General features: G+C 69.6%; 22 protein-coding genes and 1 pseudogene. 9 read left to right on the top strand and 14 right to left on the bottom strand.

Going from position 1 to position 25338, the window contains the following annotated elements; translation table 11 throughout:
* Positions 1–94: 94 nt before the first annotated feature.
* Together EV648_RS14560 and EV648_RS14565 are read left to right on the top strand one after the other, a co-directional pair.
* Positions 95–891 (top strand): annotated as a pseudogene (locus tag EV648_RS14560) (ISL3 family transposase); the annotation flags it as partial.
* Between the two features lie 94 nt (positions 892–985).
* Entirely contained in the window at positions 986–1480 is a 495-nt protein-coding gene (locus EV648_RS14565; protein ID WP_199234619.1) for an AAA family ATPase, read from the top strand.
* A 204-nt stretch (positions 1481–1684) separates the two neighbouring features.
* On the opposite strand, the gene EV648_RS14575 is transcribed toward EV648_RS14565, so the two are convergent.
* Entirely contained in the window at positions 1685–2995 is a 1311-nt protein-coding gene (locus EV648_RS14575) for a neutral zinc metallopeptidase (RefSeq protein ID WP_132290684.1), read from the bottom strand.
* A gap of 112 nt (positions 2996–3107) precedes the next feature.
* Here EV648_RS14575 and EV648_RS14580 point away from each other — a divergent pair, with 112 nt between their 5' ends.
* On the top strand, positions 3108–4799 hold the full coding sequence (locus tag EV648_RS14580; protein ID WP_241995182.1) for a DUF885 domain-containing protein: 1692 nt from the start codon (positions 3108–3110) through the stop codon (positions 4797–4799).
* Positions 4796–6001, top strand: a complete 1206-nt coding sequence (locus tag EV648_RS45195) for a Maf family nucleotide pyrophosphatase (RefSeq protein ID WP_132290687.1) — start codon at positions 4796–4798, stop codon at positions 5999–6001. The genes EV648_RS14580 and EV648_RS45195 overlap by 4 nt, the downstream gene beginning before the upstream one ends.
* On the opposite strand, the gene EV648_RS14590 is transcribed toward EV648_RS45195, so the two are convergent.
* Entirely contained in the window at positions 5976–6323 is a 348-nt protein-coding gene (locus EV648_RS14590; protein WP_132290690.1) for an MmcQ/YjbR family DNA-binding protein, read from the bottom strand. The two genes, EV648_RS45195 and EV648_RS14590, sit on opposite strands and share 26 nt — an antisense overlap.
* 141 nt (positions 6324–6464) lie before the next feature.
* Positions 6465–7892, bottom strand: coding sequence for an MFS transporter (locus EV648_RS14595; protein WP_132290693.1), 1428 nt, complete (start codon positions 7890–7892; stop codon positions 6465–6467).
* A 95-nt stretch (positions 7893–7987) separates the two neighbouring features.
* Between EV648_RS14595 and EV648_RS14600 the strand changes: the two genes are divergently transcribed.
* Complete coding sequence (locus EV648_RS14600) at positions 7988–8554, top strand: TetR/AcrR family transcriptional regulator (protein WP_132290696.1); 567 nt, start codon at positions 7988–7990, stop codon at positions 8552–8554.
* 30 nt (positions 8555–8584) lie between these two features.
* On the opposite strand, the gene EV648_RS14605 is transcribed toward EV648_RS14600, so the two are convergent.
* The 6 genes from EV648_RS14605 to EV648_RS14630 are packed head-to-tail and all read right to left on the bottom strand — an operon-like array spanning position 8585 to position 14026.
* Positions 8585–9133 (bottom strand): hypothetical protein, encoded by a 549-nt coding sequence (locus tag EV648_RS14605; protein WP_132290699.1) that lies wholly within the window; start codon positions 9131–9133, stop codon positions 8585–8587.
* On the bottom strand, positions 9130–10431 hold the full coding sequence (locus EV648_RS14610) for a DUF58 domain-containing protein (protein WP_132290702.1): 1302 nt from the start codon (positions 10429–10431) through the stop codon (positions 9130–9132). Before EV648_RS14610 ends, EV648_RS14605 begins: the two co-directional genes overlap by 4 nt.
* A gap of 40 nt (positions 10432–10471) precedes the next feature.
* Positions 10472–11452, bottom strand: coding sequence for a MoxR family ATPase (locus EV648_RS14615; RefSeq protein WP_132290705.1), 981 nt, complete (start codon positions 11450–11452; stop codon positions 10472–10474).
* Positions 11453–11458: 6 nt separating this feature from the next.
* Entirely contained in the window at positions 11459–11971 is a 513-nt protein-coding gene (locus EV648_RS14620) for a hypothetical protein (RefSeq protein WP_132290708.1), read from the bottom strand.
* On the bottom strand, positions 11968–12786 hold the full coding sequence (locus EV648_RS14625; protein ID WP_132290711.1) for a DUF4129 domain-containing protein: 819 nt from the start codon (positions 12784–12786) through the stop codon (positions 11968–11970). The genes EV648_RS14620 and EV648_RS14625 overlap by 4 nt, the downstream gene beginning before the upstream one ends.
* Before the next feature lie 25 nt (positions 12787–12811).
* Positions 12812–14026, bottom strand: coding sequence for a GNAT family N-acetyltransferase (locus EV648_RS14630; protein WP_132290714.1), 1215 nt, complete (start codon positions 14024–14026; stop codon positions 12812–12814).
* Between the two features lie 465 nt (positions 14027–14491).
* On the opposite strand from EV648_RS14630, the gene EV648_RS14635 reads away from it, so the two are divergent.
* The gene (locus EV648_RS14635) at positions 14492–15565 is read left to right on the top strand and encodes a GTP-binding protein (RefSeq protein WP_132290717.1); all 1074 of its coding nucleotides are present in this window, start codon (positions 14492–14494) and stop codon (positions 15563–15565) included.
* A 5-nt stretch (positions 15566–15570) separates the two neighbouring features.
* Here the strand turns inward: EV648_RS14635 and EV648_RS14640 are convergent, their stop codons facing one another.
* Positions 15571–16335, bottom strand: coding sequence for an HpcH/HpaI aldolase/citrate lyase family protein (locus EV648_RS14640; RefSeq protein ID WP_132290720.1), 765 nt, complete (start codon positions 16333–16335; stop codon positions 15571–15573).
* A gap of 49 nt (positions 16336–16384) precedes the next feature.
* Positions 16385–17095, bottom strand: a complete 711-nt coding sequence (locus EV648_RS14645; protein ID WP_132290724.1) for a maleylpyruvate isomerase N-terminal domain-containing protein — start codon at positions 17093–17095, stop codon at positions 16385–16387.
* A gap of 66 nt (positions 17096–17161) precedes the next feature.
* Here EV648_RS14645 and EV648_RS14650 point away from each other — a divergent pair, with 66 nt between their 5' ends.
* Positions 17162–18334 carry an SMI1/KNR4 family protein gene (locus tag EV648_RS14650; protein ID WP_132290727.1) on the top strand — a complete coding sequence of 391 codons (1173 nt, stop codon included), beginning with the start codon at positions 17162–17164 and terminating at the stop codon, positions 18332–18334.
* A gap of 42 nt (positions 18335–18376) precedes the next feature.
* Here EV648_RS14650 and EV648_RS14655 read toward each other — a convergent pair whose 3' ends face one another.
* Both EV648_RS14655 and EV648_RS14660 read right to left on the bottom strand, forming a co-directional pair.
* Positions 18377–19906 (bottom strand): acyl-CoA carboxylase subunit beta, encoded by a 1530-nt coding sequence (locus tag EV648_RS14655; RefSeq protein ID WP_132290730.1) that lies wholly within the window; start codon positions 19904–19906, stop codon positions 18377–18379.
* 28 nt (positions 19907–19934) lie between these two features.
* Positions 19935–21101: an acyl-CoA dehydrogenase family protein gene (locus EV648_RS14660; protein ID WP_132290733.1), complete on the bottom strand. Its 1167-nt coding sequence runs from the start codon at positions 21099–21101 to the stop codon at positions 19935–19937.
* Between the two features lie 73 nt (positions 21102–21174).
* On the opposite strand from EV648_RS14660, the gene EV648_RS14665 reads away from it, so the two are divergent.
* Both EV648_RS14665 and EV648_RS14670 read left to right on the top strand, forming a co-directional pair.
* Positions 21175–21567: a MerR family DNA-binding transcriptional regulator gene (locus EV648_RS14665; RefSeq protein WP_241995183.1), complete on the top strand. Its 393-nt coding sequence runs from the start codon at positions 21175–21177 to the stop codon at positions 21565–21567.
* Between the two features lie 93 nt (positions 21568–21660).
* Entirely contained in the window at positions 21661–24450 is a 2790-nt protein-coding gene (locus tag EV648_RS14670) for a cation-translocating P-type ATPase (protein WP_206751943.1), read from the top strand.
* A 19-nt stretch (positions 24451–24469) separates the two neighbouring features.
* On the opposite strand, the gene EV648_RS14675 is transcribed toward EV648_RS14670, so the two are convergent.
* A complete protein-coding gene (locus tag EV648_RS14675) occupies positions 24470–25297 on the bottom strand; it encodes an alpha/beta fold hydrolase (protein ID WP_132290739.1) in 828 nt (275 codons plus the stop codon).
* Positions 25298–25338: the final 41 nt, after the last annotated feature.

A 25338-nucleotide genomic window follows, 5' to 3' on the forward strand; every position in this document is an offset into this window, starting at 1 on the left:
CCCGGTGCGGTGAGAATCGCACGCCGGGTTCGGCGGGCGGCCCGGCGAAACGGACCCGGAGCAATCCGGGCACCGCGCCCCGGGCCGACCCAACTGGCGCCACACCCGCCGCGGCGACAAGTTCGTCACCGTGATCGTCGATCTCACCGCCGTCCGTGATGGCACCGGTCCCGCCCGGCTGCTCGACATGGTCGAGGGCCGCTCCAAGCAAGCGTTCAAGTACTGGCTCGCCGACCGCGACGAGGCCTGGCGCGACGCCGTGGACGTGGTCGCGATGGACGGCTTCACCGGCTTCAAGACCGCCACCGCCGAAGAGCTCCCCGACGCGACAGCGGTCATGGCTCCCTTCCACGTCGTGCGCCTGGCCGGCGATGCGCTGGACCGGTGCCGCCGCCGGGTCCAGTTGGCGATCCACGGCCACCGCGGCATGAAGAACGACCGCCTCTACTCCGCGCGCAGGACCCTGCACACAGGTGCCGGGCTGCTCACCGACAAGCAGGCCGCTCGCTCACCGCGCTGTTCGCCGACGACGCGCATGTCGAAGTCGAGGCGACCTGGGGCATCTACCAGCGAATGATCACCGCCTACCGACACGAGGACCGGCGCCGTGGCCGCGAGCTGATGGTCAAGCTGATCGACACGATCAGCACCGGTGTCCCGAACGCACTGGTCGAGGTCACCACGCTCGGCCGCACGTTGAAGAAACGCGCAGCCGACGTGCTGGCCTACTTCGACCGTCCCGGCACCAGCAACGGCCCCACCGAGGCGATCAACGGCCGGCTCGAGCACCTGCGCGGTTCCGCACTCGGGTTCCGCAACCTCACGAACTACATCGCCAGATCGCTGCTCGAGACCGGAGGCTTCAGGCCGCAATTACACCCTCGACCGTGAAGAGCCGGCAAGACGCGCCCTCCTGACCTGGCAGCATCCGGGCCCGGGATCATTCTTCGATGAGCGACGAGGGGTTCTGAATGGAGAACATACTGTGGGATTCAATGGTTCTGAACGACCGGTGCTCTACGCTTTTTGTGGCTTACCTGGCGCCGGAAAAACTACTGTTGCAAAAGAATTAGAAGAGTCGACGGGTGCGGTCCGGCTCAATGTAGACGAGTGGGTTGCCGCACTCGGAGTCGACTTCTTTGACTTTGAGTTCCGCCGTAAACTTGAGGTTCGGCTCTATGAGCACGGCCTAACATTGCTGAAACTCGGGCACAGCATCATTTTGGAAGACGGTTTTTGGAGTCGAGATGAACGTGATAGACATCGAGAGGTTGCGCACAAGCTAGGTGCTGCTATACAAATGCATTACTTTGATGTGCCATTTGCTGAATTATGGCGGCGTCTTGAGATTCGTAATGCAGGTGGAACACCTGGCGCGGTACCTATAACAAAAGAGCTACTTACAAAATCCTGGTCCATATTTCAACGACCAGATGAGGCGGAACTGGCGCTCTTTGATAGTTTCATCGTACATACCTAGTGTCGCGTACCCCGCCCGCGAAGCCGAACCCGATCCCTTTCGGTCCGCGTAATCCGTACCATACGCTGCGCCTCCTCCGGTTCCAGCGAGCGCACGAAAACCTCAGGCTGCCGAGCCATCACCACCTCCGCCAGCAAGCCTCCACACCCACCGCCGAACCGGTCAACCCAGCACAGTTACGACCCCAACCTTCTGGACGAGGCACTAGCTCACGCTGGCCGGCGAGGCCTTGTAGGTATTGCAGCTGGCCGGGTTGCCGGTCACGAACGAGCGGCCCATGAAGCGCTTCTGGCTGGCCGGGCTGCCGTGAGTGCCCTTGCCCGGCGCGTCTCCGGCCGTGACGACCCACTTGTTCCATGCCCTGAGCAACGCCCCGTTGATCGGGTAGCTGCGCTTGTTCGCGGCCAGGAAGACCCCGGCGAAACAGTTCGCCTGCAGTTCGGTACGCCGTGACAGCAGCAGCTCGGCGGCGTAGCCGTTCGACTCGTACGACAGCCGCGTCTCCGCCTGCAGGATGCCGGTCAGGTTCTGCACGTGATGCCCGTACTCGTGGGCGATCGAGCGGGTGTACCACATCCGCGCGTAGGCCTTGGAGTCCGCGTCGGGGTACTGGTTGTACGACTTCACGAACACGTCGACCTTCATGTACATCATCTGGTTCGTCGGGCAGTAGAACGGCACGGAGACCGCTCCACCGCCGCAGGGCGTGCTCACGCTGGTGCCCGCCCAGTACGACATCGCCGGCGCCTTGAACCGGTACCCCGCCTTGGCCACAGGCGCTGCCCAGGCCCGGTCGAGGCAGGGCTTGATCCGCGCCCAGTAGGCCGCCGCGTTCCTGGCGTTGTTCGGCCGGACGCCGGCCTCCTTGCAGTTGACCGTGCGCTGGACCCCGGTCCTGTACAGCTTGTTGTTCGCGACGATCGACAAGGGCGACGGAGGCGGCGTGGCCGGCTTCGTCGTGGTCGTCGTCGGCTGCGGCTCGCTGGGCTCGTCGGTGGGCTGCGACGTCGGCTCCGAAGACGTCGGTCCGTTCGTCGGCACGTTGTAGGTGGGGTGGGTGTAGGGGGTGTCGTTCGCGTTCTTCCGGATCACGCCGAACATCCACAGGCCGACGACGGCCAGTACGCAGCAGCTCAGGATCGCGATCAGCGGCCCCTTGGAGCGCTTCTTCCGAGGCAGCTGCGGCTGCCAGCCCGGCTGGAACCCTCCCGGCCCTCCAGGCCCGGACGGCGGCGCGAACTGCGGCCCCCAACCGAACCCCTGCCCCTGCTGCGGCGCCTCCGACGGCAGCCCGTAGTGGTACTGCGGCCGCTGGTACGACGACGGCTGGTACTGCGGCTGCGGCGGCTGCTGCGCCTGGTACGGCGGCGCCGGCTGCTGCGGGGACGGCTGCTGCGGGGACTGGTACTGGGGGGACTGGTACTGGGGGGACTGGTACTGCGACGGACCCGGGTAGGGCGGCTGATTCGGCGGATACGGTCCGCTCGGCTGCTGACCGTATGGCGGCTGCGACAACCCGGTGACCTTTCACTGACCCTGGCGAACGACCTCCAGGGACGAACTGACCTACTGGCAAGAGCGACACAGTACCGGCCGCGTGGATCAGCCGCGCGGTAGTGTCGGCCAGGTGACGGACGCGACCACACCGAACAGCCCGATCGACCAGGTCTCCGACCGGTTCCTCGAGGACTACATCGAACTCGTGCCGACCTCGGCCACCTTCATGGGCATCCAGGGCCACGACCACCAGCTGCCGGACTACTCGCCCGCCGGCTTCGAGGCGCGGATCGAGCTGAACCGCCGGACCATCGCCGAGGCGACCGCGATCCAGCCGGGCAGCCCGCGCGAGGAGGTCGCCAAGGACGCCCTGCTGGAGCGGCTCGGGCTGGAGCTCGAGAGCTACGAGGCGGGCGTCCCGCAGCACCAGCTGAACGCGCTCACCTCAGTCCCGGCCGAGGTCCGTCAGGTGTTCGACCTGATGCCGACCGCGAGCGACGACGACTGGGAGACCATCGCGATCCGCCTGAACCAGGTCGGTACGACGCTGGACGGCTTCCGCGAATCCCTCCTCCAGCAGGCCGCGGCGGGACGCGTCTCCGCCGTACGGCAGGTGAACGATCTGGCGTCGCGCATCGCGAGCTGGACCGGCGCCGAAGGCGACGACTTCTTCGCCGGGCTCGCTGCCCAGGCTCCGGACAGCGCGGTGAAGTCCGAGGTCGAGGCCGCGGCGGCCGCCGCGCGCAAGGCGTACGACCAGTTCGGCCAGTGGCTGACCACCGACCTCGCCCTGCAGGCGCCGAGCCGGGACGCCTGCGGCCGCGAGGTGTACGAGCTGGCATCGCGGGACTTCCTCGGCGCGGCCGTCGACCTCGACGAGACCTACGCCTGGGGCTGGGAGGAGCTCGCCCGGATCGAGGGCGAGATGGAGAACATCGCCGCGTCCCTGAACGGCGGTGACCGCAGCATCGCGGCGGTCGCCGAACTGCTGGACAACGATCCGGCCCGCAAGATCCACGGCAAGGAGGCGTTCCGCGACTGGATGCAGCGGCTCGCCGACGCCGCGGTCGAGGAGCTGGCCGGCACCCATTTCGACATCCCGGACGAGATCAAGCGGATCGAGTGCATGATCGCGCCGACCTCCGACGGCTCGATCTACTACACCGGCCCGAGCGAGGACCTGACCACCCGGCCGGGCCGGATGTGGTGGGCCGTGCCGACCGGCGTCGAGGACTTCGCCACCTGGCGCGAGGTCACCACCGTGTACCACGAGGGCGTACCCGGGCATCACCTCCAGGTCGCCCAGACGATGCTCCGCACGGACCTGCTGAACCGCTGGCAGCGGATGGGCTGCTGGGTCTCCGGCCACGGCGAGGGCTGGGCCCTGTACGCCGAGCGGCTGATGGAGGACCTCGGGTACCTCGAGGAGCCCGGCGCCCGCCTCGGCATGCTCGACGCGCAGGCGTTCCGCTCGGCCCGGGTGATCGTCGACATCGGCATGCACCTGGAGCTGGAGATCCCCCGCGACAACCCGTTCGGCTTTCACCCGGGCGAGACGTGGAACGCGGAGCTGGGCTTCGAGTTCCTCCGCGCGCACTGCCGGATGGAGACGGAGTTCCTCAAGGCGGAGCTGAACCGGTACCTCGGCTGGCCCGGGCAGGCGCCGTCGTACAAGGTGGGCGAGCGGATCTGGCTGCAGGCGCGCGAGGAGGCCAAGCAGCGCAAGGGTTCCGCGTTCGACCTGCGGGCCTTCCACCGGGACGCGCTCAACCTGGGCTCGATCGGTCTGGACCCGCTCCGCCGCGCCCTCGCCAAGCTGTGAGCGGGCCTAGGTTCGTCCTCGCCTCCGCCTCCCCGGCGCGGCTGAAGACGCTGCGCGACGCCGGGGTCGAGCCCGAGGTGATCGTCTCCGGCGTCGACGAGGACAACGTCACCGCCGAGAGCCCGGGTGAGCTCGCTCGCGCGCTGGCGACGCTCAAGGCCCGCGCGGTCGTCTCGACGCTGACCGACCACGCGACCGTGCTCGGCTGCGACTCCGTGCTGGAGATCGACGGTGTCGCCTACGGCAAGCCCGGTACGCCGGAGGTCGCGCGCGAGCGGCTGCGGACCATGCGTGGCCGCTCGGGGATCCTGCACACCGGGCACTGCCTGTTCGACACCACGAGCCGGCAGGAGATCCGCGAGCTCGCCTCCACCACGGTCTACTTCGCCGACCTCACCGACGACGAGATCGACGCGTACGTGGAGACCGGCGAACCCCTCGTGGTGGCCGGCTCGTTCACCGTCGACGGCCTCGGCGGCCCTTTCGTGACAGGGATCGAGGGCGACTACCACAACGTCGTCGGCATCTCCCTGCCACTGGTCCGCCGGATGCTCGCCGAGGTCGGTATCCCCTGGCCCGCGTTGTGGAAGACCCCCTCGAAGTTCGAGTACGACGAAGCCGAAGCCTCGCGGTACGACGAGTCGCGGGGTGGCCCGGAGCGAGCCCGCGCCGCGGCTGAGGCGGTCGACGAACTGCTCCCCAAGGGCGGCCGGGTGCTCGAGCTCGCGGTCGGCACCGGCATCGTCGGCGCCGAACTAGTTGCCCTCGGCAATCTGGTGCACGGCGTCGACCTGTCCCCGGCGATGCTCCGGCACGCCCGGATCCGGCTTCCCGGCCATGTCGCCGTGGGTGATGCCAACCAGCTGCCGCTCGCCGATCGCCGCTGCGACGCGGTGGTCGCCATCTGGCTCCTGCACCTGCTCGAGGACAGCGACCCGGTGCTCGCCGAGGTCGCCCGCATCCTGCGCCCCGACGGCGTCTTCATCACCACCACGGACAAGTCCGAAGCCACCCGCTACGCCGCCGGCCGCGGCCCGAACGACCAACGCGCCCAGGACGCCCTGACCCTGCTGGTCGCCCGCGCCGCCACTCACGGTCTCGTCCTCGACGGCGCCACCACCTTCACCGGCCACAACCAAGCCCGCGGCGGCGGCACCACGCCCCTCTACCCCTTGATCAGATTCCGCCGCTCGGGCCGCTGACCTGGATCGACTCCGGGGCGGCCTGGTGCCAGGAGTCGAGGAGGATGTCGCGGAGTTCGTCGGCGTCCTCCAGGGCGGACAGGCGGGCGCGGACCCAGCTGGAGCCGGCCTCGTGGGGTGGGACCCAGAACTTCTGGGGTTCGGCGGCGATCAGTTCGTCGCGTTCGAGGCGCGGGCAGCGGACGGCGAACGAGGTCTGGTCGTCGGGCACGGTGACGAACATCCGCCCGGCGACGTCGAAGGTCGGGTGGTTCCAGCGCTGCTTCTCCTCGGTCTGCGGGAAGGACAACGCGATGCGGCGGACATCGTCGGCGTCGAGCACGGTCACTGCCTTTCGGAGAGCGGGTACTCCATGCTCCTATACCGGACGGCCATCCCATCACAACGGCGAGCGGCCCCCGCCAAGCACGCTCGGCGGGGGCCGCTCTTCGGTGCATTGATGGCCTGGGGGTCCGCCCCCCGATCAGCGACGCCGGCCCGGCAGTAGTAGCGCGAGGACCGCGCCGACGGCGACGGCAGCCGCTCCGACCCAGACCGCCGGGACCAGGCCGTCGACGTACTGGTCGGGGCTGGCGTACGAGCCGGCGGAGGCGAAGACCGAGGCCAGTACGGCGACGCCCATCGCGACCCCGACCTCGCGGATCGTGTTGTTCGTGCCCGAGGCGACCCCACGGTCCGCGTCGGAGAAGCTCGCCATCACGACGCTGGCGGACGGCGCGAAGGTGAGCCCCATTCCGACCCCCGCGAGCACGAACGGACCGACAAACGAGCTGTAGCCGACGTCGACCGTGGTGACGGCCGCGATCCAGGCGAGCGCGCCGGCGAGGAACACCTGACCGGTACCGATCAGCGTCCGCGCGCCGACCCGGTCCACGACCAGCCCGGCCAGCGGCGCGACCACCATCGGCGCCATCGTCCACGGCAGCGTCCGGATCCCCGACTGCAGCGGCGTGTAGCCCTGCACCACCTGGAAGAACTGCGCCAGCAGGAACACCGAGCCGAAGACGCCGAGCGAGAAGGTGAAGGCGATCGCGTTGGCGACGCTGAAGGCGCGCACCGAGAACAGCCGCAGCGGCAGCATCGGGGAGGGCGTGCGGTGCTCCCAGACCAGGAACGCGATCAGCAGCAGCCCGCCGCCGATCAGCGCGGTCAGGATCCGCCCCGAGGACCAGCCGTCATCGGCGCCGTGCACGACACCCCACACGATGGACAGCACACTCGCCGCGGACAGCACCAGGCCGACCGGGTCGAGCCGCTTGCTGCCACCGCGGGACTCCTTCAGCACCCGAGCGGCCAGCGGTACGGCGATCAGCCCGACCGGCACGTTCAGCCAGAAGATCCACTGCCAGTTGATGCCGTCGACCACCGCTCCACCGACCACCGGGCCGACCGCGACACCGAGCCCGGAGATCCCGCCCCAGATGCCGATCGCCGCGCTCCGCTGATGAGCCGGTACGGCGGCCGCCAGCAGGGTCAGCGACAAGGGCATCACGGCGGCGGCGCCGACGCCCTGGATCGCGCGGGCCCCGATCAGCATCCACGGCTCGGTGGCCAGCGCGCAGGCAGCCGAGGCGAGCGTGAACAGCGTGATCCCGAGCAGGAAGATCCGCCGCCGGCCCAGCCTGTCGCCGATCGCGGAGGCGGTCAGCAGCAGGGCCGCGAAGGACAGCGTGTACGCGTTGATGAACCACTGCAGGTCCGTCAGCGAGGCGCCGATCTCGGTCTTGATCACCGGCAGCGCGTTGGTCACCACCAGGTTGTCCAGCGTGACCATGAACGTCGGGATGCCCACGACGGCCAGCACGGTCCCCAGTGAGCGGCGGACGGCGGGCTCGCCGGCGGCCGGGTCCACCGGCACCAGGTCGTCGGGCTCGAGGGCGGTCGATGTCATCGGAATCTCCTTGTTGTTATCGACTGATAACTACGTCTCCTCACAAAGTATGCATCGACTGATAACATGTCAAGGGACTTCACGAGAGGACAACCATGACGAGGACCCGTCTGACCGCCGCCGAGCGCAGCGAGGAGGTCCTGCAGGCGGCCGTGCAGGCCTTCGGCGCCTCCGGCTACGCCGGTACCAAGACCGACGAGATCGCCCGCCTGGCCGGCGTCTCCCAGCCGTACGTGATCAGGCTGTTCGGCACCAAGCAGCAACTGTTCCTGGCCACCACCAACCGGGTCTGCGACCGGATCGAGGAGGCCTTCCGCAAGGCTGCCGAGCAGCAGGCGGACCTGGCCAGCCTCGGCGAGGCCTACCAGGAACTCCTCGACGAGCGGGACCTGCTGGTTGTCCTCCTGCACGGGTTCGCCGCCAGTGCCGACCCGGCGATCGGCGAGACCGTCCGGAAGAGGTTCGGCAACATCTTGCGACTGGTCCGCGACGTGACCGGCGCCTCACCCGAGGAGGTCCGCGAGTTCATGGCCACCGGCATGCTGCTCACCGTGATGGCCGCGATGCAGGTCACCGGCCCCGACCCGGTCCGCTGCGCCTGGGCGACCGACCTGCTCGCCACCCTGGGCGACGAATCCGGGCCTGCTGCCGACGCCGGCTGACCAGCCGGCCGCGTAGTAGGCCGGGCCTGCTCAGCGCTCGCTGAGCGACTGCCCCGACGCGAACCAGACCGCCGCCGTCGCACCGATCAGCGCGCCGACCGTCACCAGCAACGACCCCGGTACGTCGGCCCCACGCACCAGCGCGGCGGCGATCGCGACCACCGGCGCGAGCAGCGCCGCGATAGTTGCCGGCAGCACCCAACGCCGGAGCGCCCGCCGGCCGGCCCGACCGTACGACGGCAGCTGCCCGGCGAAGGCGGACGCCAGATGCACCACCAGCAAGGCGATCGCGGTCACTACCAGCGCCCAGGTGAGGTCAGCGGGTGCCCTGACCACCCAGCCGCCGGCGACCACGGCCAGGAACACCAACGCCGCCGCCGAGTCCGGCAACACCACGGCCACCAGCAGCATCGCGGTACCGACGATCGGGACCAGCGGCATCTGGTCCCACGACTGCAGGGCCGGCACGACCAGCGCGACCGCTCCGGCCACCGCGATCGCCGCCCGGGCGATCCACGACGCCTGACTGGCGCCCCGGAGCTCGGCCAGCCACCGGGTGATCCTCTCCGCGACCGTCATGAGCGGATCCTCGGGGCCGCGGATAACCTGGACGCGTCCCGCAGTACTTCGTCGAGGGTGCCCGCGCCACGCCAGCGGACGGTCGGTACGCCGAGGTCGCCGAGCCGGTCGAGTTCGCCGCGGCGCTCCAGCAGGCGGATCTGCCAGGCCAGCGGCCAGGCCTTCGCGTCGTGGTGTTCCAGGTCGATCAGGTCTCCCACGTCGGGCGGCAGGGTGTCGACCGCGATCACCGTGCAGCCCGAGTGCACCAGCGTGACGATGTAGCCGAGCATCGTCCGGCGCAGCAGCGGGCTGAGCACGATCACCAGGCTGTCGGCCCGGATCCGGTGTCGCCGGGCGAGCTGGGACTCGTCCTGCTGACGACCCTTGCGGTCGGCGTGCACCAGGACATCGAGGATCCTCCGCAGGTGCGCTCGCCCGCTGCCCGCCCGGACTCCGCGGACCGCTGTCCCGGTGTCGATCAGCCGGACCCGGTCACCGTGCCGCAGGTAGTGCTCGGCGACCGACGCGGCCGCCCGGACGGCGGTGTCGAGACTGCTCGACCGGCCGTCGATGCCTTCACTGATACCGACCTCGCCACCCGTGTCCAGCAGGATGACAACCTCGGTGTCCCGGTCGGACCAGGTCGAGGTGACGTGCAGTTCGCGGGTCCGCGCGGATACGGCCCAGTTGATCCGGCGCAACCGGTCGCCGGTGCGGAACGGCCTGACTCCGGCGAGCTCGGTCCCCTCACCCGGCCGCCTCGACCGGTGGAGCCCCACCAGCCCGGCCGGACGCGGTACGGAATCGACGGCCTCGAAGCCCTCACGCAGCGGCAAGGTGCTCACGGCAAGGGCGCCTCCGGACGTCACCGGCACGCGGTACGCGCCGAGGACCGAGGTCGCGATGACGTGCGGCTGAGCCAGTTGCCGCAGGCCCCAGCGTTCGGAGCGCAGGCCGACCTCGAGCGTGACGTGGCCGTCGGCGACGGGTTCAGCGATCGCGGCCTGCGGCGGGTCGTATCGGAACCACTGCGTGCGAGCGAGCGCCATCACGATCAGGTCGATGTCCGGGTCGAGCGTCCCGGACACAGCCACCCGGTACGTCGTGGCCTGTCCTTCGAAGAGGACGTCGGTGTCGAGCTCGGTGTGGACCTCGGGCTGCTCGGTCGGGCGGAAGTACCGTCCCCAGGCGGCGAGAAACGCCAGCGGGAGCCCGAACACGGCGGCATCGGGGCGACGCGCGAGTACGGCGATCAACAGCAGCACAGCGGCCAGGCTGACCGCCCGGACCTGCGCATGCGTCGGCCGCCAGCTCACCGCCGCCTCCTTCCTGCCTGTCTATGGACCGGTTTTCGGCTCACTGCCGGGCACCGACGACGGTCGGCGGAGCCGGGACCACTCCGAGCACCGCGCGTACGACGGTCGCCCCGGTCACCTCGTGCAGCCACAACTCGGGCCGCACGGTGATCCGGTGTGCGAGCGCGGGGATCGCGACCGCCTTGACGTCCTCCGGTACGACGTAGTCCCGGCCCTGGATCACGGCGTACGAACGAGCCGTCAGGAGCAACGCCAGCGAACCGCGAGGGGACGCGCCGACGAGCACCTGGGAGTCCCGACGCGTCGCGGCGGCGAGCTCCACGCAGTACCGGCCGACCGTGTCGTCGACGGTCACGGTCTCGATCGCCTTCTGCGCGGCGAGCAGCCCGGCCGCATCGGTGACAGGCTCGACGAACTGGTCCTCCGAGCGGCGGATCATCCGGCGCTGGAGCACCTCCCACTCTTCGGCGGCGGTCGGGTAGCCGAAGCCGATCCGCAGCATGAACCGGTCGAGCTGGGCCTCGGGCAACGGGTAGGTGCCCTCGTACTCCACCGGGTTCGCCGTCGCCAGCACGTGGAACGGCACCGGCAGCGGGAAGGTCTGGCCCTCGACCGTGACCTGGTGCTCCTGCATCGACTCCAGCAGCGCGGCCTGGGTCTTCGGCGGCGTCCGGTTGATCTCGTCCGCGAGCAGCAGCCCGGTGAAGATCGGGCCCGGCCGGAAGACGAACTCCGAGTCGCGCTGGTCGTAGACGAAGGCGCCGGTGACGTCCGACGGCAGCAGGTCCGGGGTGAACTGCACCCGGCGGAACTCCAGCCCGAGCGCCTGCGCGAACGACCGCGCGGCCAGCGTCTTCGCCAGCCCCGGGTAGTCCTCCAGCAGCACGTGGCCGCCGGCCAGGATGCCCGCGAGCACCAGCTCGAGTGCCTCGCCCTTGCCGACCACGGCCTGGCCGACGCGCTCGAGCACCTGCTTGCTCAGCGCCGACACCTCGGCGAGCCCCAGTTCCCGATCAGTCACGGTTCCTCACAGCTTCTCGATGGTCTGGACTGCCAACTCGATCTCCGCGAACGACGCAGTGCCTTCTTCCGTGCCGGTGATCAGGTTCCACAGCTGGTCGCCGGTCACCTCCCGGGCCCGCTCCGGCTCGAGCTCCGGGTCGATGCCGTGCCGGTGCACCAGCCGGTCCCGGGTGAGCTCCAGCAGCAACGGACGGACCCGGCGGACGAACGTCTGCGACCCCTCGCCGGCCCGGCGCTCCCGGGACGACTCCTGCACCCAGGTGGCCAGGAACTGGGTCCGGTTGTCGTTGCTCCGGCTGCGCAGCGCGGCCCACTTCTCGTCGTGTCGCGAGGGCCAGGACGTCTCCAGGAGCTGCGGGAAGATCAGCCGCAGCGCGACGGAGCCGAAGCCGAGCGCCAGGGCCATCGCGACGAACCACACCGGCCGCGGTTGGGTACCGGCCAGGCTGAACGCGGCGACCAGCAGCAGACCGCCGACCACGGAGATCAGCAGGTGCTGGAGCAGGACCTTGTTCATTCTTCCCACCTGTTCGGCTTCGGCCGGGTCGTGGTTCCCGCGGCGGCCTTGTCGACATCCTCCGCCTCCAGCTGTTCTGCTGCGCGGGCCCTCTGCGCAGCAGAACTCCTCGCGGCGGCCGCGACGGCGAGATCGTCCCGGAGCCGGAGGAGGGCGGCGCGTGCCTCGGCACGAGCTTCCTCGCTCGAGCCGTGAGTGGAGTACCGCGCCTCTCGGTACAGCTGGGCAAGTCGGAGCAGCTCGGGCTCGGAGATCCCGCCGACGCCGAGCACCCGGACGGTGAACTCGGCCGGCGTCTCGGACGGCTCCCGGGCCACTCCCGCGGAGGCCGCCGCGTCCTCGAGAGCCACCCAGCACGCGATCACCGCGTCGGTCGCAGTACCGGAGTCGACTGCGACCAGGCCCGACTCGACTGCTTCGGCCAGCCGCTCGGCCTTGATCCGCTCCCAGTCGGCGTCGTCGGGCTCGACCTCCGGCAACTGAACCTTCCGGACCACTCGATACAGCGCCCGCAGGATGAACAGCACGATGAGGGCGCCGAGCGCATAGACGAGCGTCTGCCAAAGGGCCTTGAGCCACTCCGGCATCTCGACCGGCTTGACCTCCCGCATGCTCGGCGGGGCGACAGGTGTCGGCGCACTCACCGAATCCGTCGGCGCCTCGGTCGGCAGTGGCCGGGGTGAGGACGAGAGCGTGCTCTCGCTGGCCGGCCGGACCGAGCCACCGGCCGAGGCCAGCACCACCAGCGCGACCGTGGCCACCCCGAGCATCAGCACAACAGCCGCGACGAGCGCGCTACGACGGCTCGGCTGCATTCGGGAAGCGTATACCGGGCTCAGATCAGAAGCCTGTGTCCAGCCACGGAACGCGATCCCCGAGGAACGCGCGGGACGTCGCCGCCACGGCTCCCTGCGTGCGCTCCTCGACCAGACCGGCCGCGTGCAGCAGTCCGAGGGACGGCTTGCCGAGGTAGACCGCGCCGAGCTCCCGTACGCCGAGGACCAGGTCCGGCTGGCGGTCGGTCTTCCCGCAGGTCGCACCACCGGGTCCACCGGCGAGCTGCCAGGAGCCGGCGTTCCACGGGAGGAAGTCGTCCTCGATGCCCAGGACGACGTCGATGTCGGTCGCGTAGGTCCGCGCCGCGAGCGCCCGACCGACATCAGCCGGGCGGACCCACACCCCGTCGGTGGTCCTCGCCCTGGCCGCCCTGGGGTCGAGCAGCAGCGACAGCAGCGGGTCGTCCGACGGCAGCCCTTCGTACGTCGTCTCGCGCAGCAGGTCCGGATCCAGCAGGAACTGCCAGAGCGCGACATGCGCCGCCAGGTCGTTCGAGTGCACCCGGGAGACGTCGATGAACCCCTTGTCGGTCCGCCGGCTCCGGTAGTACGCATAACCCGCGAGCTCACCGTCCCGCTCGGCCAGCACACACCGCAGCGGCGAAGCCCCCTGGGTGTCGGTGACCACGTTCTCGCCGATGACGTACTGCCGCCACGCCTCCGTGCTGTGCTGGATCATCCCCGGCCGGGTGAGCGCCTCGGCATTGTGGAACTCGGTGCAGCGCTCGAGCGACTCGGCCGGATCGGCGAACCGGACCCGCACGTCCTCGACACCGGCGACCTTGCGGAGCTCCCGGGACTTCCTCTCGATGGTGACGTGCTGATGATCGGAGGCCAGCCCGTAGCCGAACCGTCCGTAGATCACCGGCTCGCTGGCGGTCAACGCGGCGACCGGCTCGACGCCACTCTCGTACACCTCGGTGAGCTGCTTGCGCATCAGGTCGCGCAGGATCCCGCGCCGCCGATGCGTCGGACTGACGCCCACCAACGTCACCCCCGCGACCGGCACCTCCGCGCCCGGAGCCGTCATCCGCAAGGAGAAGGCCGACGTGTGCCCGACGAGCTCCTTCCCGTCGGTCGCGACGATGCTCCGCTCCTTCTCCCAGACGCCGCGCTCCAGCTCGAGCTGCACGTCACTCCAAGGCGCCGCGAACGACAGGTTCAGCAGCCCCAGCAACTCGGTCCACTCACCCTCGAACCGCCCGATCTCAATCGTCATACCCCCTCCCTACCAGACCCCCCGATCCCCCGCTCGCCTTTTCGGTCGGGTCAAGTCCCGGATCGGGTAGTCGGCGCCGTTGGTAAACGTCCTGCCACCACCGGGACCACTCGGCTGCGTCCGTGCCGTCATGGCCGGGCTCGCTGTCGACTTGTTGCCTGCAGCATCTTTCGCCTGGACGGTGAACGAGTGACTGGTGTCCGCGGTGAGCCGGCTGACGCGAACTCGCCCTCCGGCACTTCCAGCCGGTCCGGCGTCGTGGCCTCCCGCCTCACAGCCCCGTCCCCGCTCCAGCCTTGACTGTTAACTCATCCGTCGCCGCACAGCGCCGTGAGTGACGAGCCGATGCGACGTGCGGAGTACAGGAGAATTTCCCGGCATATTGAGGAAAACTGGAGGCAGGGCGGGAAATGTGGTGGACCCCCGACCCTGGACTGTTGAAAACCGTTTTCATATAGTGGGGGGATGGCCGCCCAGATGAAGACTCCGCTGACCCTGCTCGTCGGGCTCTCGACGACGCTTCGCGACCCTGTGCTCGACGCCATGCTGGACGCCGCCACGGTGGCAGTGGTGGTGGAGCAGGATGAGTTGCCAGGCCGCGGAGTGCTGTCCTGGCGGGTGTTCGACGGCTCCGGCGCGATCGATGCCGGTGAGTTTGCCGTGGGCGACGATTGCGGTGCCTGCCAGTTGATCGAGTCGCTGCTGCCGTTGCTCGAGGCACTGGTCGCGCGCGGGCACTGGCACCACGTAGTACTGGCTGCTCCGCCGGCGATGGAAGCGCGGCCCTTGGTGAACGCGTTGGTGGCGACGTTGCCCGAGGTGCGGACCGACACGGTCACCTGTGTGGTCGACGCGGTCCTGCTGGTCGAGCAACTGTCCGGCGACGAACTGCTCGACGAACGCGGCCTCGCGCTCGGACCACCCGACCGGCGCAACGTCGCCGAACTCACCGCACGGCAGATCGAGTACGCCGATGTCTGCGTGCTCGCGAACGCCCATCGCAGCGCGTCTCCCGAGCGTCTGCACAACCTCCTGACGCACCTGAACCCCCGTACTGCGGTCGTGGACGCCGACCCAGCCGGAGTACCGGCCGGGACTGTCGCGCGGACCGGGTTGTTCGACTTCGCGGCGGCGGAGGCGTGGGCGGGGGATCTCGCCGCAGAGGATCGCCTGCAGCCGAGCGGCGACGGGGTCACCACGGTGTTGTGGCGGTCGACGCGGCCGTTGCACCCCGCGCGGCTGAACGATGCGCTCGCGGACATCGTCCACGGTGTGGTTCGCAGCCGGGGTGTGGTGTGGCTCGCCAACCGGCCGACGCAGCGGGTGCGCTGGGAGTCGGCCGGCTTCAGCGCCTCCCTCGGCACACTCGGCGAGTGGTCCGACAGCGAACACCTCGCCGAGTGCACGGTCGTCGCCACCGGCGTGGGGCTCGACCCGGCCCGCCTGCAGGCGATCCTCGACGCCTGCCTGCTGACCGAGTCCGAGCTAGCCACCCTCGACTGGCAAGCCCTCGAAGACCCCTTCGCCGGCGTCTTCTAAACCGCCTACTCGCGGACGGTGGCGAGGTGGGCGGCGGCGACGCCTCGTAGGTGGTCGAGGTCGGAGGAGACGGTGGCGAACGTGTACCCCTCGGCCAGCCGTTGCCGCGCCACCTCACCGCTCTGCGTGTGGATGCCCGCGGCAACTCCGGCGTCGGCCGCGACCCGGGCGATCAGCGCGATCGCCTCGTCGAACCGCTCGGCCACGTCCGGATCCCCCGGGAACTTGCCACCCACCGCCAGGCACAGATCCGACGGCCCGACATAGATCCCGTCCAGCCCGGGCGTCGCGCAGATCTCGGCGACATTCTCCAGCCCGGCACGCGTCTCGATCATCGCGAGCACCACGGTGGCGGCGTTCGCCTCCGCCGGCGTCGGCCCGATCCGCAGTCCGGACCGCGTCGGCCCGTACGACCGGATCCCCGACGGTGGGTACCGCGCCGCCCGGACCGCCTGCGCCGCGTCCTCCGCGGTGTCGATCAGCGGGACGATCACCCCGGCCGCGCCGGCGTCGAGCGCCCGCCCGATCGGCGTCGCGTTGTTCGCCTCGACCCGCACCATCCCGACCGTCGCGCTGTCCGCCGCGTCGATCGCGATCAGCCCGTCGAGAATCCCGCGGGTGCTGAGCAGGCCGTGCTGCGCGTCGAGCACCACGTAGTCGTACCCGACGCCCGCGATCCGCTCCGTGGCTGCGGGCGCGTCCAGAATGACCCAGTAACCGACCGCGGGCCGGCGGGCCCTGAGATGGTCGGCGAAGTCCTGTGAGCTCATCGATCCTCTTTCAGCCGCGCCACGGACAGGTGAGCCGGGCGACAGCGGTTCAGCCGAGCAACGGGAGCCGGACCGCGGAGGGTCCCAGCATGTCCAGGTCGTCCTCGTCGAGCGGCACCCGCCCCGTTGCCTTCAGCACGTAGGTGGTCGTGTCCCACCCGATCACATCCCAGGCCTCCGGGCCGAACAGCCCGTCCAAGGTGCGGGCAGTCACCTGCAGTCCCTCCGGATCCGGCTCGGGCGCGTCGGGCAACTCCACGATCAGGTCGAGGTGGTGCACGGTCGCCTCGACCACGAGCGTGGCGGCGAAGTCGGTCGCTCGGAGCACGTGTCCCTGGGTCTCGATCCGGCGGCCCTTCTCGGCCAACGCCACCGCGCCCGCCCGCACCGCCGCCTCGGACACGCCGCGCCAGTGACCGACCAGCTTCTCGGACGGATGCCGGTACGCCGACGCCACCGTCCGCACGAAGCTCGTGTCCGGCGCGGGAACTCCCTCGTCCCGGTGCGGGAAGTCCCGCCAGTAGCTGACGAAATCCCGGTCCGTCTCAGCCACCGTGGGCGTGGCGAACCCCATCAGCGCCCGCTCGGCGTCGTACAGGAGATGGACGAGCAGCGGTCCGACCGCCATCCCGGTGCACCGCGTGTTCCGCGCGAAGTCCGCATCCGTCAGGCCCTGCGCGGCCTCGGTCAGCCGCCCGTACGTCCGCCCGAGCGTCGCCGCCAACCCCAACGGCAATGCCCCTAGCTCCGGTGCCCTCATCGACTCTCCCTCGGTCTTTTATGAACATAACTCCGGGCAGACCCATCCGTGCCATCATGCGGACCCATGAAGCCACCCTTCACCGTGCAGCCGGGTGCCGCGGGAATCCCGACCGACTGGGAGGCCGTCGAGTCCTGGCTCGGGCTCCGCCTCCCTACCGACTACCGCGCACTGGCGTCGGAGTACGGGCCGCTCGATGTCGGGGAGTACGTCTGGCTGCACGTTCCCTGCGTCCAGGCGGGGAGGTTCGACTACGGGGTCTGGCTGAAGGACACGCATCGCCGCTGCCGGAGTGCGGCGCGGAAGTTCCCGCCGTACGCGCCGCTGCTCTTCCACCCCGAGCCCGGCGGACTGCTGGCGTTCGGCGAGACGAGGTCGGCGGACTGCCTGTTCTGGGACACGAGTGCCTCGGACGAGCCGGATCGGTGGCCGGTCGTGGTCTACGTCCAGGACGAGGTCAATGCCGGCCAGAATCCGTGGCGGCATCTCGGACTGACTCTCACCGAACTGCTGGACTCCCTGTTCCGTACCGGCGTGCCGCTGACCGATGCGCGCACGCTCGGGCCACTCCCGCCGACGGCTCGGCGTACTGCGTTCCTGTCGACACCAACCGCCTGGGCACCGCCTCCCGCGGACCCGCCCGAGGACCCGGTACGCCGTACCGCGCTGACGGAGGGCACCGGTCTCGACGCGCTGCGGCGCCTCGTTCCTCCCCCGGCTCGCCCGTACGTCGGACTCGGCGACTGGGACGAGTTGTTCGATGCCTTGGGCACTCGGTTGCCCCGCGAGTATGTGGACCTGATGGAGATCTACGGCGGCGGCGCCTGGTCGTCGTGGCTCAACTTCATCACCCCCCTGCGAGTGGAGGCGACGCAGGGCTACAAGGGGTTGCCGGACTTTGTCGAACAGATCCTCGACGGGTATCGCAGCCTGCGCGCGGACCATCCGCAGTACCAGCCGCTGGCGGTCTGGCCGGAGGCCGGGGGGTTTCTGCCGTTCGCGGACTCGATCGACGGGGACGTGCTCGGCTGGCTCACGCTCGGCGAACCCGACGACTGGCCGCTCATCGTCTATCCCCGGCACGAGGAGCAAGGACCGCTGTTGCGCGGTCGTCTGGTCGAGACCCTGCTCGACTGGCTCCGCGGACGGCCGATCCCCGGCTTCGCGAATCTCGACGAGGACGAGGATCCGCTGGACCACTGCACGTTCGAGCAGTGGGACGCGACCAGCTTCCACTGACCGCCCGCTCCTCGCGACGCCGTACTGCGGCTTGGCGGCGGCCTAGACCGGCGGTACTCCGTGGCGGCGGTTGGAGAAGTGGCGGTCCTTGGTCTGGGCGGCGGCAAGCCGGGCGATCAGCTCGTCGCGGACGTGCTCCGGTTCGACGATCGCGTCGATCACCAGGTCGGCCGCGAGGCGGAGGATGTCGATGTCGGTCTCGTACTCCTCGCGGAGCTTGGAGACGTACTCGATCCGCTCGGTCCCGTCCGGGATCTCCTGGATCTTGTTGTAGTAGACCGCGTTGATCGCCGCCTCCGGACCCATCACCGCGATCTTCGCGGTCGGCAGCGCGATGCACGCGTCCGGCGAGAACCCCGGTCCGCACATCGCGTAGAGCCCAGCGCCGTAAGCCTTCCGGACGATCACCGACACCGTCGGCACGGTCGCCTCCGAGACCGCGGTGATCATCTTCGCGCCGTGCCGGATGATCCCGGCCCGCTCGACCTCCGAGCCGATCATGAAGCCCGGTACGTCGCACAGGTAGATCAGCGGCACGTTGAACGCGTCGCACAGCCAGATGAACCGGGCCGCCTTGTCCGCCGAGTCGACGAACAGCACGCCGCCCTTCACGGCCGGCTGATTCGCCACGATGCCGACCACCTGGCCCGCGAGCAGGCCGAACCCGGTGACGAGCTCCGGTGCGTACGCCGGCTTGATCTCGAAGAAGGTGTCGGCGTCCAGCACGGCGTCGATCACGTCGTGGATGTCGAACCCGATGCTCTCCTCGGCCGGGACCAGGTCCCGGGTGAAGTCCCGGCCGGCCGGCGACGCGTCGTACGAGGGTGGGCGGGACTGCCACGAGCCGGGCAGGTACGAGAAGTACTGCTTGGCGAGGTCGATCGCCTCGGCGTCGTCGGAGGCGAGCAGGTCGCCGCAGCCGGACACGCTGGTGTGCATCCGGGCGCCGCCCATCTCCTCCAGCGTCACCTTCTCGCCGACCACCATCTCGGCCATCCGGGGCGAGCCCAGGTACATCGAGGCGTTGCCGTCGACCATGATCACCAGGTCGCAGAAGGCCGGGATGTACGCGCCGCCCGCGGCCGACGGGCCGAACAGGCAGCAGATCTGCGGCACCTTGCCGGACAGCGCGACCTGGTTGTGGAAGATCCGCCCGGCACCGCGACGGCCGGGGAACAGGTCCACCTGGTCGGTGATCCGCGCGCCGGCGGAGTCGATCAGCCAGAAGATCGGCAGTTCGTCGCGGATCGCGACCTCGGTGATCCGGACGATCTTCTCGACCGTCCGCGCACCCCACGAACCGGCCTTGACGGTCGGGTCGTTCGCGACCAGCAGCGCGGGCCGGCCGTCGACCAGGGCGCGCCCGGTGACCACGCCGTCCGCGGGCAGGCCGGGGTTCAGCGCGTTGGCGAGCTGGGCGTCCTCGACGAAGCTGCCCGCGTCGACGAGCAGCGCGATCCGGTCCCGGACGTACAACTTGTTCTGCGAGGCGAGCTTGGCCGCCGCCTTCTCGGGCGGCCCCAGCGTCGCCTCACGCGCGACCTTGACCTCGGTCCAGTGATCCCTGCTCATGCAGTCATCCTGTCACTCGCCCGGTTGGTCACTCGACGGGAAGGCCGAGGCCGCGGGCGATGAGCATCCGCTGTACTTCGGACGTCCCCTCGCCGATCTCGAGGATCTTGGCGTCCCGGTAGAACCGCGTCACGGGGTACTCCTCCATGAAGCCGTAGCCGCCGAACACCTGAGTGGCGATCCGGGTCGCGGTGACCGCGGACTCGGTCGCGTAGAGCTTGGCGACGGCGGCGGCCTGCTTGAACTCCTTCATCGGAGCCCCCGCGTCCTTCAACGCGGCAGCCCGGTAGACGAGCAGCTCGGCCGCGTCGGCCATCACCTTCAGGTCGGAGATCTGGAAGGCGACCCCCTGCTTCTGGCCGATCGGTACGCCGAACGTCTTGCGCTCCCCGGCGTACTGGATCGACATCTCCAGGCACGCCTTGATGCAGCCGAGCGCGACCGCGCCGATGGCGACCCGCCCGTCGTCGAGGGTGGCGAGGAACTGGCCGAACCCCTTGCCGCGCTCGCCGAGCAGGTTCGCCTCCGGCACCCGGCAGCCGCTGAACGACAGCGGGTGGGTGTCCGAGGCGTGCCAGCCGAGCTTGTCGTACGCCGCCTCCGCCACGAAGCCCGGCGTACCGGTCGGGACGATGATCGTCGAGATCTCCGGCCGGCCGTCGGCCTTCTCGCCGGTCCGCGCGGTCACGGTGACCAGCGAGGTGATGGTCGAGCCGGAGTTGGTGATGAACTGCTTCGAGCCGTCGATCACCCACTCGCCGTTGTCGAGGACGGCCTTCGTCTTGGTCGCACCGGCGTCGGACCCGGACTCCGGCTCGGTCAGCCCGAACCCGGCCAGCCTGCGGCCCGCGACGAGATCGGGCAGCCACTGCTGCTTCTGCGCGTCGGTGCCGAAAGTGAGGATCGGGTTGATGCCGAGCCCAACCGCCGCCTCGAGCGTGATGCCCATCGACTGGTCGACCTTGGAGATCTCCTCGATCGCCACGCACAGGCTGGTGAAGTCCCCGCCGGACCCGCCGAACTCCTCCGGCGCGGTCAGCCCGAACAGCCCGAGCGCGCCCATCTTCTGGACCACCTCGACCGGGAAGTGGTGCTTGCGGTCCCACTCGGCGGCGTGCGGCGCGATCTCGGCCCGGGCGAAGTCGCCCACGCTGCGGGCGAACTCGCGGTGCTCTTCGGACAGCTCGTACGACATGACTCTCTCCCGGCCCTCGTGATTGACGCTTACGTAAACGTAAAGCACGATGGGGTACGTGCACAATGTCCCGGTGCCCCTGGATTCACACACGTGGTCGATCGCCGAGTTGGCCGCCGAGTACGACGTCACCCTGCGCACGATCCGGTTCTACGAGGACCGCGGACTGCTCACCCCCGAACGCCGTGGGACGGTCCGCGTGTACCACCCCCGCGACCGGGTCCGCCTCGGCCTGATCCTGCGCGGCAAACGCCTCGGCTTCTCCCTCGACGAGATCGCCACCATCGTCGACATGTACGACGCCGAACCCGGCGAGGAAGGCCAGCTCGTCTACCTCCTCGATCAGATCACCACCCGCCGCGCGGAGCTCGAGCAACGCCGCCAGGACATCGACGAAACCCTCGAAGAACTGGCCGAGGTGGAACGCCGCTGCGAAGCCGACCTCAACACCCTCCGCACCAGGTAGATCGCAGCACGTGGAGGCATAGGCGCGAGGGGACGCAGGGATTACCTTGATAGCGGCAACTGCCGCCGCACACGAGGTAAAGGGGAGAAACCCGTGAGCGAGACCGGTATGACAGCGTCTGCACCGACCGGCACCGAGGGGCCGCCGTCCTACTCGCTCGCGGCGGATGAGGTCGTCGCCGCGGCCCGGTCCGACGCCGTTTCAGGGCTTTCCGGGACCGAGGCGGCAAGCCGGCTCTCGTCGTACGGCCCGAACGAGATCGCGGCGGAGAAGCCGCCCTCGATCTGGGCCATCGCGGTTCAGCAGCTACGCGACCCGATGAACCTCATGTTGGTCGCCGTCGTGGTCGTGAGCCTGCTGATCGGGGAACTCTCGACCGGGATCATCGTCGCCCTGCTCATCCTGCTGAACGTCGGACTGGGCACCCGCCAGGAGCTGACGGCGCGGGCGAGCGTCGACGCCCTCGCCAAGATGCAGGTGCCGCAGGCGCGAGTGGTCCGCGACGGCGACCTGGCGCTGGTCGCGGCCACTCAGGTGGTTCCGGGTGACATCGTCCAGGTCGAGGCGGGCGACATCGTGCCCGCCGACGGCCGGATCGTCCGGTCCGCGACGCTGGAGGCGCAGGAGGCGGCGCTCACCGGGGAGAGCGCGCCGATCGCCAAGGACGCCGGCACGTTGACCTCCACCGATGTCGCGCTGGGCGACCAGACCAACATGCTGTTCCAGAACACCTCGGTGACCCGGGGCACCGGCACGATCCTGGTCACCGCGACCGGGATGCAGACGCAGATGGGCCAGATCGCGAAGATGCTCACCTCGGTGACCCGCACCCGGTCGCCGCTGCAGCGGGAGCTGGACTCACTGACGAAGATCCTGGGGATCGTTGCCTGGGGAGCGGTCGCGATCATCGTGGTGACCGGCCTGCTCCGCGGGGTACCGGGCAAGGACCTGCTGCTGCTCGGCACCGCGATGGCCATCTCGGCGCTCCCGACCGGCATGCCGGCGTTCGTCTCCGGTCTGCTCTCGCTCGGCGCGAAGCAGTTGGCCGCGGCGAAGGCCGTGGTGAAGAACCTCACCGATGTCGAGACTCTCGGCGCGACGAGCGCGATCAACACCGACAAGACCGGGACCCTGACGCTGAACCAGATGATGGTCTCGACGCTGTACGCGAGCGGGTCGTGGTTCACCGTCGACGGAGAGGGGTATCGCAAGAGCGGCGCGATCCGTTCGGTGGCCGGCACCCCCGTCCCGGACTTCACCCGCCTCGGCCTCGGCCTGGCCCTCGACAGTGACGCGGTCGTCGGTGACGACGGGTCGGTGATCGGCGACCCGACCGAGGCGGCGCTGGTGGTGCTGGCCGCGAAGCTCGGCATCGACGCGGAGGAGACCCGGCGGGCCTACCCGCGGCTGTCCGAGGTTCCGTTCGATTCCGAGTACAAGTTCATGGCGACGTTCCACCGAGTGAAGCTCGACGGTGTGGAGTACGTCATCGAGCTGGTCAAGGGTGCGCCTGACGTCGTCGTCGCGCGCTGCAGCCAGGCGGGGGGACCGCTCAGCGGCTCGCAGGTCCCGATCGCGGAGTCGCGGGCCGGCATCGACGAGGCCAACGTACGGATGGGGCAGAAGGGCCTGCGGGTCCTGGCGTTCGCGGCCCGCCTCATCACCGACGACGAACTGGCCACGATGACCGACGATCCGATGTCCTTGACCCAGGGGCTGTCGTTCGTCGGGATGGCCGGAATCATCGACCCGCTGCGCGCGGAGGCGAAGAGCGCGGTCGCGATCGCGCTCAAGGCCGGCATCGACGTACGCATGATCACCGGTGACCACGCGGTCACCGCTCAGGCGATCGGCGAGGACCTCGGCCTTGGTCCCGGAGCGGTCAACGGCACGGAACTGCGGGCGATGACCGACGGGCAGTTGAAGCAGCGGTTACCTGAGCTGCACGTGTTCGGCCGGGTCACCCCCCAGGACAAGCTGAGGCTCGCCCGGGCCATGCAGGAGCAGGGCATGATCGTCGCGATGACCGGCGACGCGGTCAACGACGCGGCCGCCCTCAAACAGGCGGACATCGGGGTGGCGATGGGGAGCGGCAGCGAGGTGACCAAGCAGGCCGCGCGGATGGTGCTCACCGATGACAACTTCGGCACGCTCGTGCACGCCGTGGAGATCGGCCGGCGCGTCTACGACAAGGTCGTCTCGTACGTGCGCTACCAGATGACGCAACTGCTGTCGCTGGTCTTCCTCTTCCTCGCCGCTTCGGTGGTCAACATCAACGACGGTGTCGCGATGACTCCGCAGATGGTGCTGTTCCTGCTGTTCTTCGCGACGGCGGTCGGTGTCGTCATCATCGCTGTCGATCCCGGTGATCCCGACGTCATGCACCGTCCACCGCGTGACCCCGCCGTCCCGATCACGAACCGGAGCGCCGTGGTCATGTGGATCGGCTATGCCCTCGTGCTGTTCATCGCCGCGCTGGCACCCCTGGTCGCGGGGCCGGACGAGCCGAGTACCACGCAAGGCAGCGTGTCGATGACCATGACCTTCGTGGTGATGGGTCTGGGGACCACGTTCAACGCGCTGGTCAACCGTCGCGACCCGACCAGCGGATTGACCCCACCGATCATCAAGGCGCTGGCGATCGGCCTCATCCCCGTCGTCCTGCTCTTCCTGGCGACCCAGCTCCCCTCGCTCCAGAAGGGGCTGCTCACCGTCCAGCTCAGTCCGCGCCAGTGGCTCACCTGTGCCGGCCTGGCCGCGCTTCTCCCGATCGTCGTCGAGGTGAGCAAGGCGATCAGGAGGCGCCGGCAGCCGAAGCCGGCGACGCTCGACCCGGAGTACGCCGTCGCGCCGGCTCGTGCCCGGAGTACGTCCCAGACCTAGATCCCGCAGGAGGCACGGGTCAGACGGCGTCCCCGGGGAGGTGGACCACGCGCACCCCGGCCGGAAGTGCGGCGCCACCGGCGAGCAGCGCGCCGTCCAGCCAGGCCTCGATCAGCTTCGCCAGCTCCTCGGGGTGGCTGAAGTTCACCGCGTGCGCCGCCTGTTCGACGATCGCGACCGCCAGATGCTCGGGAGCGAGCCGGACCACCTCGCCGACGCGGGACGGAGACGGCATGAGCGGGTCCCGGCCACCCAGGACGGCCAACGTCGGGACGGGAGTGTGCAGCAATCGCTCCAGTGACGGGAAGAGGGTCAGCTCGTGGAACAGGCGCAGGCCGTTGACCGGCCCGAACCTCAGGTAGTCCGGAAGCGCGACCGGGGCCATCCTCGGGCTCTCACGCATCACGTCCAACGCCAGCTGGCCCAGCCCGCGGGCCAGCGGCTGGTTCTGCCCGCCCCCAGCGGGAGAGACCAGGACAAGGCTGTGGACCCGCTCAGGGGCCTCGTGCGCCACCTCGAGCCCGATCGGACAGCCCATCGAGTTCCCGACCAGCACTGCCTGGTCGATGTCCAGAGCGTCCAGGATCGCCAGCAGGGCGCCGGCCAGAGCGCGGACGTCAAGGACGTGGTCGCACCGCTCGCTGCGGCCGTAGCCCGGCAGGTCCGGGACTACGTTGAGCCAGCGGCCGGCCAGGCTGCGTGCCGTGGGCATGAGGTACGTGCCAGAGATGGCGAAGCCGTGGATGTGGACGAGGGGCACACCGCTGCCACCCACACTGCGCCGGACGTGGACGGACCTGCCCTCGACGCGCACGTGCTCCGTAACCCATCCGTCGTCGGTAGCCATGGCGGATTCTCTCGCGGCCGGGACGGGTCCGCCAGGGTCCG

The organism is Kribbella sp. VKM Ac-2568, assembly GCF_004345365.1.
Taxonomy (GTDB): domain Bacteria; phylum Actinomycetota; class Actinomycetes; order Propionibacteriales; family Kribbellaceae; genus Kribbella; species Kribbella orskensis.

Excerpts from the sequence above, each read along its gene's own strand:
- EV648_RS14595 (WP_132290693.1), bottom strand. The coding sequence starts at position 7,892 with ATGACATCGACCGCCCTCGAGCCCGACGACCTGGTGCCGGTGGACCCG.
- EV648_RS14600 (WP_132290696.1), top strand. The coding sequence starts at position 7,988 with ATGACGAGGACCCGTCTGACCGCCGCCGAGCGCAGCGAGGAGGTCCTG.
- EV648_RS14605 (WP_132290699.1), bottom strand. The coding sequence starts at position 9,133 with ATGACGGTCGCGGAGAGGATCACCCGGTGGCTGGCCGAGCTCCGGGGC.
- EV648_RS14620 (WP_132290708.1), bottom strand. The coding sequence starts at position 11,971 with ATGAACAAGGTCCTGCTCCAGCACCTGCTGATCTCCGTGGTCGGCGGT.
- EV648_RS14625 (WP_132290711.1), bottom strand. The coding sequence starts at position 12,786 with ATGCAGCCGAGCCGTCGTAGCGCGCTCGTCGCGGCTGTTGTGCTGATG.
- EV648_RS14630 (WP_132290714.1), bottom strand. The coding sequence starts at position 14,026 with ATGACGATTGAGATCGGGCGGTTCGAGGGTGAGTGGACCGAGTTGCTG.
- EV648_RS14635 (WP_132290717.1), top strand. The coding sequence starts at position 14,492 with ATGGCCGCCCAGATGAAGACTCCGCTGACCCTGCTCGTCGGGCTCTCG.
- EV648_RS14640 (WP_132290720.1), bottom strand. The coding sequence starts at position 16,335 with ATGAGCTCACAGGACTTCGCCGACCATCTCAGGGCCCGCCGGCCCGCG.
- EV648_RS14645 (WP_132290724.1), bottom strand. The coding sequence starts at position 17,095 with ATGAGGGCACCGGAGCTAGGGGCATTGCCGTTGGGGTTGGCGGCGACG.
- EV648_RS14650 (WP_132290727.1), top strand. The coding sequence starts at position 17,162 with ATGAAGCCACCCTTCACCGTGCAGCCGGGTGCCGCGGGAATCCCGACC.
- EV648_RS14655 (WP_132290730.1), bottom strand. The coding sequence starts at position 19,906 with ATGAGCAGGGATCACTGGACCGAGGTCAAGGTCGCGCGTGAGGCGACG.
- EV648_RS14660 (WP_132290733.1), bottom strand. The coding sequence starts at position 21,101 with ATGTCGTACGAGCTGTCCGAAGAGCACCGCGAGTTCGCCCGCAGCGTG.
- EV648_RS14675 (WP_132290739.1), bottom strand. The coding sequence starts at position 25,297 with ATGGCTACCGACGACGGATGGGTTACGGAGCACGTGCGCGTCGAGGGC.